This is a genomic window from Stieleria maiorica, assembly GCF_008035925.1.
Classification (GTDB): Bacteria; Planctomycetota; Planctomycetia; order Pirellulales; family Pirellulaceae; genus Stieleria; species Stieleria maiorica.
This window is the reverse complement of the sequence record NZ_CP036264.1, coordinates 2832578-2843289: the sequence shown is the minus strand read 5'-3', so window position 1 is coordinate 2843289 and position 10712 is coordinate 2832578. Positions and strand designations below refer to the sequence as shown.

The following is a 10712-nucleotide window of genomic DNA, read 5'->3' as shown; positions in this document are numbered from 1 at the left end:
CGTCTTCCCCCCATCATTTTGCCCCCCGTCGTTTTGCCCCCCATCATTCTGCCCCGAATCATTCTGCCATTTTTCACCTCCTCCCCATCGCCGGTAATTCAGGTCGACTTTGCCGGTTGATTCCGCCGATCACCAGCACGGCGCTCGATTGGTCGATGTTCCTAATCGGCCTTTCTTTTGCCCCTGGAACGACCACATCGATCGACGGCGACATGGAATCAACGCTGCCTGAACAACTGGGAATCTGGCGACTGGGATCAAGTCTGCGCACTGGAGCATCGTTTTGCGTCAGTTTCGCCCAGCCGGTCGACGCCGTCGGCAGCCCGCGCTGGGACTATGCGATGAAAGTGGCGACGGCGCCCGAAGGCCGCTTGGGGATCGCCAGTTCGATCGCCGCGGGGGCCGTGATCCGGCACCCCAACGTGGTTCCCGTACTCGACGGCGACGCATCCGGTGATCGGCCGTACCTGACGATGCCGATGTTGGATGGCCGGACGATGAAATGGCATCTGTCCAGCGGTCCGCGAAAGCCGTTGCCGGTCGCGTTGTGGTTGATCCGCCAAGTCTGTCAGGGGCTCGCCGCGATGCATGCCGCCGGATGGACGCACGGCGACGTCAAACCCGACAACGTGATGGTGGGAAGCAACGGGCACGTGACGCTGATCGACTTGGCCTTTGCTCACCGAGGCACCCTGGACCCGTCGGCGCCGTTCCGTGGAACGCGAAAATACGCCGCGCCCGAGTTGTTGGTCAACGCATCGGCCGGCACTCCGGCGAGCGATCTGTTTGCCGCCGGCCGCATGCTCTGGGAATGGCTCGCCCGCGTCGAAACGAGCAACGAACAGGTGCTCAGCCCGGTCTGCGAGCTGGTCGAATGCATGGTCGACGAGACCCCGGAAAACCGCCCGTCGGCGGCCGAGGTCACCGCAACGTTGCTGCGGATGGAAATCGACACCCTCGGCGAACACATCGTCCCCACGGTCCAACGCCGCGCGGCATAACGAGCCAGCGTCCAATGTAGCCACGCTCGATGCGAGCGTGGATGGCACGGATGAACCACCTTCTGGCGAAGGTAGCTACGTGGAACGCGGAACTGGCGTCGTCGGACGCGCGCCAAACGGCTGATCAATCCGCTTACGCGATCGGGTAACCGAACAGCTTCTCGGCCGATTGGGTGCCGAAGGCATCGTTCAGAATCTCAAAGTGCTTTAGCTCAACTTCGCACGGATGCGGCACGCCGCAGGCCCGGCCCAGTTGCAGCAAGTCTTTCCGCATTGTCACGACATAGTTGGCAAACCGGTTGGCTTTATCGGTCGGATCCAATCCGCCCATCAGCCAGCGGTTTTGAGTGGCAATCCCCGCCGGGCAATCCCCGGTATGACAGCGCTGGGCTTGGATGCATCTGATCGCCAGCATCGCTTCACGACTGAACGGTCGCTCTTCGTCGTTGTTGGTGACGATGTGCTGCCGCAACTCCGGCCCGATCGCTTCCAACCAGTATCAGAAATGGCCGATGATCGGAAAGTTGTGCAGGATCGCGTGCTTCTTTTGCAGGATATCGCACGTAAACCCATGCCAACAGGCTCACCACAATGATGATCGTCGTCCCTACCCAGGTCATGTCATTTCCTCGGGTCAGCGAAGCGGTCGCACGTCTTTCTCCCAGTGGTCGATCAAAAGCTCCAGCCGCTTGACATCTTGCGGTCGTGAGGCGGCAAGATCGTTGCTTTCGCTCAGATCATCGGCCAGATTATACAACCATTGCTGCACCTTCGTGTCCTCAAGCTTGCGGACCAATTTCAGATCTCCCTCACGCACCGCCGTCCACGTCCTTTTTGCACGTCGGCCGCGCCAGAACAGCGTGCGAGCAACGTCCGCGCGTTGGTCGGCGACATGCGACAAGATGTCAATGCCTTCCAGTTGAAGATGCGATTGATCGGCTCCGGCCAAGGCCAGGATCGATCGCGTCAAATCGAAGGTCACACACACCTGATCGCTGACCGTCCCGCCGCGGATGCGATTCGGCCAACGCACCACCAGCGGCACACGGACCCCACCTTCGTACGTCGTGCCCTTGCTGCCGCGAAGCGGCCCCATGTCTGCCGCGCCGGCAAACCCGCCGTTATCAGACGCGAAGATCACGATAGTGTTGTCAGCGATCCCTTGTTCATCGAGCGTTTTGAGAATCCGGCCGACCTCCGAGTCCAGGTCCTCGATCATGGCGACGTACGCCGACGAATCCAACGCCATCCAATTCTCCTCGATCACGACCTTGTCCTTGTCGCCGGGGCCTTGGTAGGGAAAGTGTGGGCACTCGTGGGCGACATAGGCGAAGAAGGGCTGGTCTTTGTGTCGCTTGATAAACTCGATGCTATCGTCGGTGATCAAGTGCGTCATGTAACCGTCGCGCTCGATCGGCTGTCGGCCGCGAAACAGGACATGCAAGTCACTCAGTTCTTGATGGTTGAAGTAGTGGACGTTGCCGCCCAGGTAGCCGACGAATTCGTCCCAACCATATTCCATCGGGTTGAATTTGGTTTCGTAACCCAAGTGCCACTTGCCGAACAGACCGCACCGATAGCCGGCCGACGTCAGCATGCTCGGCAAGACCGCATGATCGACCGGCAACCCCAACTCATGCTGCTCGGCCAATCGGATCGCATCGTCATAGCGTCCCACGTTGCCGGTGCCGATCGCGCACTCCAGCCCACCGACACGTTGCTGGTAACGCCCGGTCAACAGTGCCGTGCGAGTCGGACTGCACTCCGGGCCGTTGGAATAGTGCTGCGTAAATCGCACACCTTGCTTCGCCAACGCGTCGATGTTGGGCGTTTTGGCAATCCGCTGTCCGTAACACCCCACGTCGCCATAGCCCAGATCATCGGCAAGTATTAGTACGATGTTTGGACGGCTCGCCGAATCGGCTTTTGCGACGGAAAAAAACGGGGTTTGCGTTAACTGGCCGACAACTGCTATGAAGGCGAGTGTAGCTGTTCTATGCAGCAAATGACGTGGGAATAACCGGCGGCAACCGGCCTGCGTCGTGGCAAGGAATTGAATCATGTTGAATCCCATTCTTTTGAATGCGGGCGCTGTCTTTCAGCGTTACCGGCGTTCGTATCGATGTCGCGTTCCGCCGTGAAAGGCGGATTCGTTGAGCGCACAAAAAAACCAGAGGATCGCGGTCGGCAAACCGCATGGTGCTCCCCTGGCGGCAAGGAACCGAACTCGGTTCCCGCCAATAGTTTCTTCTTTCTCAACCCCCAAGTCAAATCCCAGCGGCAACTGGGCCAACCCCACGAGGTTTACTCGAAAATGGCAAGGAATCGAAAGCAGCGACGCCAGCAACACGGCTCGGCGCGGCATTGGAAGCAGAGGGTTAGCTATCTTTCCAATTCTACGATTACATACGGCGCCCGGGTCTGGAAATCAGGGCAGATCGCTCCATTGCCGACTCCGTCGATCACTTCGATGAAATACATGACGTCCCATTGCGGCACAAGAAAACCGCCGGGTATCGTTGCCGCATACTCGTTGGTCCGCTCTGTTGGATGAAAGTCGAGCTCCCGATACTCTTCGTATTGAGTTACGTGACGGTAACGTAACTTGAGTGATTGGACCCCGGATGGATCAGTGACGCGAGCCACAATGCGCAAAGGGCTGAGAAGTCTTGCCGACGACACAGGATCATGTTCGACAGCAGGCGGCGTGACATCTCCCGTGGTGCGTGGGGACCACGCGACCGCCTGTGGCACGGCGTCAACGGATGCAGCCTGGGCTTGGAGTTTCGAAAGGTTGGTTTCAAGTATCTTCAATTCGTCCCGCCAGTGTCCGCCTAAATTGAAGCTTTTCGGCCCCATTGCAAGGTCGTCGGAGTACCGGTTGCCAGCAGTGTTTACCAAATCACGCCAAGCGTCAATTGCCATTTCTTCTCCGCGCGCTGCGGCAACCAGTTCCTCCGGTTTCTGACGTCGTCGATAGAGGTTGTAGTGAACGGCTGCTAGGCTTCTCCGCGCGTGAAACCTTGCGAGATGAGCTAGGATTGTGAGATCTGTAATCGTCGAATCAAATTCTTTGCCACGTTTGTTGCCGATATTTGCCTTTGCCTCCCGAACATTGGCCAACACCCTGTCCGCGGTTTCGTCGAACCAACGACTGGTCGTCTCGGGTGTTACTTTTGGAGTAACGCCGTCGGAAAGAATACGACGCGCCGCAGCGTCAAAATCCTCAAACAGCCCAACGTCAGAACCTTCGTTCTGGGCGTAGTCAGCTAGCGATGCGCCGAGCGCCTGTCGTTCGGGCCAGGATTTGGGCTTGAAAGGAGAGAAACAGTTTGTGCATCTGAGCGCACACCGCTCGCTAGCCACATGGCAAGCAATGGCAGGACCCAAATGCGCCGCAAAGAATCGAACATGCCAAATGACTCCTGCTAGGACTTCCTGGCGATAAGAAACGGTGGCGATCTCACGTAAAGTCGATCGCGATGACTTCGTGATCGACGTCCTGGGGTAGCCGAACGCGCGGTATTCATCTCGTCTTCCTTTGGCTGCTTCCCTTTTAATCGCGAGAGAACTCATGCGAGTTTGGAGCTATCACACTTCCACCCTCCTCCCCCGGCTTTTTATCTAGTTTCCAGCCGCGTAGCTAATTCCTTCAAGAACATCAAGCTCGGAGCAATGTATTTCAAAGGCTCTTGCTGATCCCGCTCGTGCTCGAACACGAGCAGCGGAGCAGCACCTTTGGGGATCGGGAGGCGGGGAGTTGTCTTTCGTTGTCAGCAACACATGGCGCCGATTATATGCATCATTCCTGAATGCTTCTGGTAAACGCCTGCCAAAGTTTGTTAAAATCCTGCCATGCGAAAACCATCACCCCAGGCCATGTTTTTCGGCCGCATTGCGGATCCGCGAGATGTGCTGCGAATGTTCGAACTCACGCCAGATACATTCGTCTTTGTCAAGGACGAGGAGGGCCGATTCATGGCGGCGAATCGAGCCACGTGCGCACGATGTGGTGCCAGCAATGAGTCTGAGCTGATTGGTTCCACCGATGAAAAGTTCCTGCATCCCGAGATCGCGAGGTCCTATCGCGAAGACGACAAGCGTGTGTTTCGCACTGGAAAGGCGATCGTCAATCGGCTCGAGCTCTTTTACGATGAGCAGCGGCGATTGGACTGGTTTCTTACCACAAAGCTGCCGTTGCGAGATCAGCGGGGACGGGTCATTGGTGTCATGGGGATGACTCGCCGAGCTGAACAGCGAACGATGCATGAGAGCGTGCGAGAGGTTGTAGCGGCCGTGGACTTTGCGCGGGAGCACTGCAATCACGTATCAACTACTGCCGAAATGGCTGACGCCCTATGCCTCTCGTAACGCCATCTACATCGCAAGTTGCGAGAAGCACTGGGGCTCAGTCCATATGAGCTAATGCTTCGCGCGCGAGTTCAATCCGCTGCAAATGCACTCGCCCAGACATCCCGAACGATAAGCGAGATCGCCAGTGATCATGGCTTTTGTGACCAGAGCGCTTTTACTCAGCAATTCCGGAAACGCACTGGGCACACGCCACGAGAGTTTCGAGCTATCTATCAGCGATAACTTGAAACTTGCCAGCCAAAATCGCTCGGTGCATTAGCTCCCAATCGTGGAACGTTCAAAGCATAAATCAATCAGGGCTGTGAGAGCTGTTTCGTCGGTAATCGCCCGGGGAAACCCCCACCTCCCGCTTGAAGGCAGCGCCGAGATATTCCGAATGCTCAAATCCCAAAAGATTGGCAATTTGGGGCACCGTCAGGTCCGTGTCACGCAGTAGTTCTTTGGCGCGATTCATTCGCACTCGTTGAATCTCTTCATGTGGTGTCACCCCCACCAGTTTCTTGAATCGATGCTCGAAAGCACGGCGCGAAAGATCTACTTGTTCAAGGACATCTGTGACGCGAATGTTGGCTGACGCCCTGCGTCGTATGAACTGAAGTGCCTTGGCAATTTGCTCGTCTTCAATCGCGACGGTGTCGGTGGACTCACGAAGCTTCACACCCAGTGGTTGAGTGACCAGTGGCTGTTCATCGGTGATCGTTTCGCCGTCCATCATACGATCGAGCAGACTTGCCGCCTCAAATCCGGTTTGTTTCGTGTCAGGGATGATGCTCGAAAGCGTTGGTTCCGACAGTTCACATATCAAGTGGTCATTGTCAACTCCAAGAACGGCAATTTCCGTTGGAACAGGAACACGCATTTGTCGACATGCATCGAGAACTTCCTGTGCCTTGAAGTCGTAACACCCCATGATCCCAATGGGACGCGGCAGCTCACGGATCCAGTTCATGATTCGCTGTTTTTCGGTAACAGCATTGAACGTTCGAGCGTAACGTGCGACGGACTGATGTTCGAAGAAGCGGTAGCCTTCGGATTCAGCGAACTGACGAAAGTGTTGACCACGCTTGAGTGACCAATCAAATCCTGCATCTCCGCAGTAAGCCAAATTGCGGAACCCGCGTTCGGCAAAGTGATGGAACGCGAGTTTGGCAATCGCCTTGTCTTCCGTGTCTGCCCAAGGAACACCTTTGATATGCCTTGCGGCACTGAGGTCGACGATAGGAACTCCGCACTGAACAAGTTGACGACCGATTGCATCGGTCTCGATTCTGGCGATGATCCCGTCGCCTCCCCATGTCCTGAGCCAACTGGGGGGAGAGGCACCACGCTCCTGTTCTGTTAAATAAACAGACCAGTTCCCATGGACCTTTGTGTAGGCAATCACACCTTCAAAAAGCCCACGGCTATAGCCGTTTGAAGTCTCGATAAGCAATGCGACTGATCGCCGGGTCATCGGATGTGAAAACGTGACAAGTCAATAACAGGAATCTACGCGGCCAGATTAGTTGCTGCCCACTTCCTCCTCGCAGTCCGCGCGAGGAGGGACGGTGTCGAATTGATCGCTACATATCGATCTCAAAGCCATTACGGCTTTCGCGTGAGAGAAACGAATTGGCTTCGTCGTCGCCGATGATCTCACGCTTGGTCGGATCCCAATTCAGTTCACGCCCCAAGCGGATCGCGATGTTTGCCAAGTGGCAAGTTTCGAGCATCCGGTTGTGTGTCCAAACATCGGAGATCGGTTGTTCACGCGCTCGCATGCCTTCGATGAAGTTGGCGGTATGATTCTCGCTGACAGGGCCGCCGTAAACTTTTTCCACTGCGTCCTCAGGCAACGGGTTGGTTTCCAGATCTTCGACCGGCTTGCCCGCCAGCCTTCCGCGATTAACGAAGAATCGACCCTTGGTTCCTTCGAACAGAATGCCGTTGTCACCTTCGCTAGTGATGATCATTGGAATGTCGCCTGGCATGTTCACGTGGATCTCGAACTTTGTCGGCGAGTTGTATTGATCGCTGACCGTCGGATAGCCATCCTTGTACTCGACCGGCAATGAGTAGCTGACCGGCGTCACTTTATCTGGACCGGTTTCACTCGCGCCCAATGCCCACGTCGCAATGTCAACGTGGTGAGCACCCCAGTCATTCATTTGGCCACCGGAGGTTTCGTACCAATTGCGCCACGCATAGTGACAATTGGTGTAGAGCGGTACGCCGCCACCATAGCCCTGACGCATTTCGGTCCCCGCTCTATATGGAACCTTAGGTGCTGGGCCGAGCCACATGTCCCAATCGAGGCCTTCAGGAGGATCGATCGCAGGGATCACTGGCGAACCGGTTGCGCCGTTGATCCCACAAGTCACCTTTCGGATCTCGCCGATCCGTCCATCACGGATCAGTGCGATGGCTTTGAGGAATCGGTGTTCGTTTTCCGTCCGCTGCATGGTTCCGACTTGGAACACTCGCCCGGTTTGTTTGACGATCTTTTCGATCAACTTGCCTTCGTCGATCGTCAAGGTCAGCGGCTTCTCGCAGTACACATCTTTGCCAGCAAGCATCGCTTCGACGGAGATCTTGGTATGCCAGTGATCTGGTGTTGCGATCATCACTGCGTCGATGTCCTTGCGGTCAAGCACTTCGCGGTAGTCCTTGTACCCCTCCGCTTTCTTGCCGGTTTTCTTCTCGAGCTTTTCGTTGATCGCTCCCAGCACCTTGGCATCGACGTCGGCAAATGCCGCGAAGTCTGCAAACTTGGTTGACTTGTCCGTGATCGTCCAGCCTTGGTTTCGCAGTCCAATCGTGGCGAAAACGGGACGTTCATTCGGCGAGTCTTGCGCGCGAGAAGCGGAGCTGGTACCTATAAAGACGCCGGCCGCAGTGGCGGCGGCTGTCGTTTGAAGAAAATCACGTCGGTTGAATCTTGTTTGCGGCTTCATTGCAGAACCTCATTAAGAGAGCGGGGGAAACAAACGGGAAACGTTGAAATCGTACTTGGGATGAATGGCACGGGCTTAGTGAGCCGACGGCGCTAGCCGCGGGCCTTGATACGCCTTCAACACGGCGGTAGGGCCCGAGGCTAGCGCCTACGGCTCAGCGTATTGGCTTATGCCCGTGCCATTCGTACTTGGGAGCTATTTGCCTAGGTCTTTAAAACGTTCGTAGGACTGGTTCAAAGGATGTGCCTCCGTTCGTCCATGAATCATGTTTGCCGTCCACTCGGATAACCTTCTCCCGAGTCGGCGACAAGCCTCCTGAACTCGTTCCTCCTCAGGTGCCCCCGCGGATATGGCTCCGTAATGAGCCGAGAACTTGATGCCGGAGTAATCGGTCAAGCCGAAAACGAGAAAACCGTAGTTGATCAGGATGGACAGCAATGCCATGCAGGTCCATTCCTGGCCGCCACCCCAAGCTCCGGCGGAAGAAAAAACGCAGCCGATCTTTCCGTCGCGTTTGCCCCAGTTTTCAATGGGTTGCTGGTCCCACCACCGTTTCATCTGCCAACTCACGCAGCCGTAGTTGGTCGGAGAGCCAAGCGCGAGTCCGTCACACCATTCCAAATCCGCATGATCGGCCTCTTCAATGCTACGCAGCCGGACTTCAGTCTCGTCGAGCTGCTGCGCACCTTCAGCCACCAGCTCCGCCATACGCTGAGTGTTCGTGGTATTGGAATGGTAAAGGACCAAAATCTTCGTCATCGAGCTTTCAGTTTGTGGGTGACGAAGTCCTAAGAATCGACGCTCTTATCGACGTCCTATTGACCGACGCTAAACGAGTGACTTTTCTTGATTGAGCGTGGAAGTGATGTTTCTTAACTGGCGGATCAACGTGTCCGCCTCATCCGGCGTCATGCAGCCGTACATTTCATCGCGGATGGATTGCCCGGCCTTCCAAAGCTTGCGCAGCTTTCGCCTTCCGCTCGCAGTCAGTGCTACGGTTTTTGCTCGGGAATCGGTTGGGTGGCTTGCCCTTTGGATCAGTTCCATCTTCTCCAGCAACACCAGCATCGCTCGGACCGTACTCGGGTCAGAGGAGATTCGGTCCGCTAGTTCACGCTGCGTTAATGCTTGGCCCTCGGAGAGTGCCAATAGAAGCACAAATTGGTCAGCGGTCACGCCATGCTGAGCAAACGCTGCTTCCGTGTTGCGGTGAAGCGCCATGTAGGCCGCACGCAATGCTAATGGCAACTCTCGCTCTTGCTGTGTGGATTCCTTCATCTATTTAAGCGACTCCAACGCGAAAGAAAATGTCTGATGGCCGCCCTCGCCGATCCATGGGCGTTTGTGATGCCCCCATCATGGATCAGTCTCCGAAGGGACACCCGTGGCGACGTGACCTTCAATTCTCGCGAGCAATTCGGCTCGCGATACAGCGTTCCCATCTTTGCCGCTCTTCATCCATTTGTCGGTTCGATCATCCTTGGCCCAAACCAAGCAATGACCGACACCTTCCAGATTGTTCTGACTCGCGAACGCGACGAAGCGATCCGGTGCGGCGAAGTTCCAGCGATCTTCCGCAGGATGAATGCACTGCGGCTTCATGCAATTCTCAGGTGCAAGAATCTGTTCACCCACCCCAACGCCAATCTTAAGGCGATTGCCGACCACTTCCTTCAATGTGGCCGTGTCAGTTGGTCCGTTGCTCTCTTGGGCGGCTGAATCACCCACAATAACCAAGGAGAGTGTAAAAGATAGAAAAACGAGCAAAGATCTGAATCGCATGAAGTGCCTGTGTTGATGCTTGCGTCTTCTCTGCACGCGAGTCGGATTCTCTAACGAGACCACCGAGATGAACCTGTGAAATAACTCCACTTCGGAAAAGTGTACACAACAAACACATGAAGACGTAGCCCCAACTTTTGAAACCATTCCACGCGCATTGAGGGGGCGGTTCTTTGCAATGGCGGTCCACATCGTCACTGTCCGCGCAGCCTGGCAAATGGACGCTGGCCCAAATGACGCAGCGTCGCCAACTTGAGCGAATACCCCGCTGCTGCCGCGCAATGTAAATCTAACGCTCACTAGGAGGTGGCGCGTCGTTCCGTTGAATTCGCCCAATGGAATCGAAATATCCCCGAAAACAATGGATTGCCTCACCGATTTGCAGAACTTTCAGACCGGCCTGGGGTTTATGCGTGTACGCACGGTTATCTGCCGAGCGGATCTGCTGCGAACTTGTGCAATATCTCCGTCCAGGTGCGCAATTCCTCATTTCCATTGAGCTCAATCTGGCTATAACGCACCGCGCCGCCGTTCCATCATTCGCGATATCTCGTCCCATTGATGGCGGCATGTTGTCCACCGAAAATCCAGCTCTATCTGCTTAGATGGACATCGAGCTGGT

The 10712-nt window shown here is 55.9% G+C and carries 10 protein-coding genes and 1 pseudogene; 3 read left to right on the top strand and 8 right to left on the bottom strand.

Annotation, left to right across the window (positions count from 1 at the left end):
* Nucleotides 1-155: 155 nt before the first annotated feature.
* Complete coding sequence (locus Mal15_RS09785) at nucleotides 156-1001, top strand: protein kinase domain-containing protein (protein ID WP_147867583.1); 846 nt, start codon at nucleotides 156-158, stop codon at nucleotides 999-1001.
* Between the two features lie 133 nt (nucleotides 1002-1134).
* Here the strand turns inward: Mal15_RS09785 and Mal15_RS09780 are convergent, their stop codons facing one another.
* From Mal15_RS09780 to Mal15_RS09770, 3 genes are all read right to left on the bottom strand, one after another.
* Nucleotides 1135-1494, bottom strand: a complete 360-nt coding sequence (locus Mal15_RS09780) for a glutamate synthase-related protein (RefSeq protein ID WP_233903381.1) — start codon at nucleotides 1492-1494, stop codon at nucleotides 1135-1137.
* Between the two features lie 141 nt (nucleotides 1495-1635).
* Nucleotides 1636-3063, bottom strand: coding sequence for a sulfatase-like hydrolase/transferase (locus Mal15_RS09775; RefSeq protein WP_167546706.1), 1428 nt, complete (start codon nucleotides 3061-3063; stop codon nucleotides 1636-1638).
* Between the two features lie 320 nt (nucleotides 3064-3383).
* The gene (locus Mal15_RS09770) at nucleotides 3384-4577 is read right to left on the bottom strand and encodes a hypothetical protein (protein ID WP_147867581.1); all 1194 of its coding nucleotides are present in this window, start codon (nucleotides 4575-4577) and stop codon (nucleotides 3384-3386) included.
* Between the two features lie 279 nt (nucleotides 4578-4856).
* Between Mal15_RS09770 and Mal15_RS35120 the strand changes: the two genes are divergently transcribed.
* Entirely contained in the window at nucleotides 4857-5372 is a 516-nt protein-coding gene (locus tag Mal15_RS35120) for a PAS domain-containing protein (RefSeq protein ID WP_147867580.1), read from the top strand.
* Between the two features lie 12 nt (nucleotides 5373-5384).
* Nucleotides 5385-5597 (top strand): annotated as a pseudogene (locus Mal15_RS35115) (helix-turn-helix transcriptional regulator); the annotation flags it as partial.
* 67 nt (nucleotides 5598-5664) lie between these two features.
* On the opposite strand, the gene Mal15_RS09755 reads toward Mal15_RS35115, so the two are convergent.
* The 5 genes from Mal15_RS09755 to Mal15_RS09735 all read right to left on the bottom strand — a co-directional run bounded on the left by Mal15_RS09755 (nucleotide 5665) and on the right by Mal15_RS09735 (nucleotide 10090).
* On the bottom strand, nucleotides 5665-6807 hold the full coding sequence (locus Mal15_RS09755) for a XylR family transcriptional regulator (RefSeq protein WP_233903379.1): 1143 nt from the start codon (nucleotides 6805-6807) through the stop codon (nucleotides 5665-5667).
* A 130-nt stretch (nucleotides 6808-6937) separates the two neighbouring features.
* Nucleotides 6938-8308, bottom strand: coding sequence for a Gfo/Idh/MocA family protein (locus tag Mal15_RS09750; RefSeq protein WP_147867577.1), 1371 nt, complete (start codon nucleotides 8306-8308; stop codon nucleotides 6938-6940).
* Between the two features lie 195 nt (nucleotides 8309-8503).
* The gene (locus tag Mal15_RS09745) at nucleotides 8504-9067 is read right to left on the bottom strand and encodes a flavodoxin family protein (protein WP_147867576.1); all 564 of its coding nucleotides are present in this window, start codon (nucleotides 9065-9067) and stop codon (nucleotides 8504-8506) included.
* A 69-nt stretch (nucleotides 9068-9136) separates the two neighbouring features.
* Nucleotides 9137-9586 (bottom strand): MarR family winged helix-turn-helix transcriptional regulator, encoded by a 450-nt coding sequence (locus Mal15_RS09740; protein WP_233903378.1) that lies wholly within the window; start codon nucleotides 9584-9586, stop codon nucleotides 9137-9139.
* Nucleotides 9587-9664: 78 nt separating this feature from the next.
* The gene (locus Mal15_RS09735; RefSeq protein WP_233903377.1) at nucleotides 9665-10090 is read right to left on the bottom strand and encodes an endo-1,4-beta-xylanase; all 426 of its coding nucleotides are present in this window, start codon (nucleotides 10088-10090) and stop codon (nucleotides 9665-9667) included.
* Nucleotides 10091-10712 lie beyond the last annotated feature (622 nt).

Coding starts and splice junctions, on each gene's coding strand:
- Mal15_RS09785 (WP_147867583.1), top strand. CDS start 156: ATGTTCCTAATCGGCCTTTCTTTTGCCCCTGGAACGACCACATCGATC.
- Mal15_RS09775 (WP_167546706.1), bottom strand. CDS start 3,063: ATGATTCAATTCCTTGCCACGACGCAGGCCGGTTGCCGCCGGTTATTC.
- Mal15_RS09770 (WP_147867581.1), bottom strand. CDS start 4,577: ATGAGTTCTCTCGCGATTAAAAGGGAAGCAGCCAAAGGAAGACGAGAT.
- Mal15_RS35120 (WP_147867580.1), top strand. CDS start 4,857: ATGCGAAAACCATCACCCCAGGCCATGTTTTTCGGCCGCATTGCGGAT.
- Mal15_RS09750 (WP_147867577.1), bottom strand. CDS start 8,308: ATGAAGCCGCAAACAAGATTCAACCGACGTGATTTTCTTCAAACGACA.
- Mal15_RS09745 (WP_147867576.1), bottom strand. CDS start 9,067: ATGACGAAGATTTTGGTCCTTTACCATTCCAATACCACGAACACTCAG.
- Mal15_RS09740 (WP_233903378.1), bottom strand. CDS start 9,586: ATGAAGGAATCCACACAGCAAGAGCGAGAGTTGCCATTAGCATTGCGT.
- Mal15_RS09735 (WP_233903377.1), bottom strand. CDS start 10,090: ATGCGATTCAGATCTTTGCTCGTTTTTCTATCTTTTACACTCTCCTTG.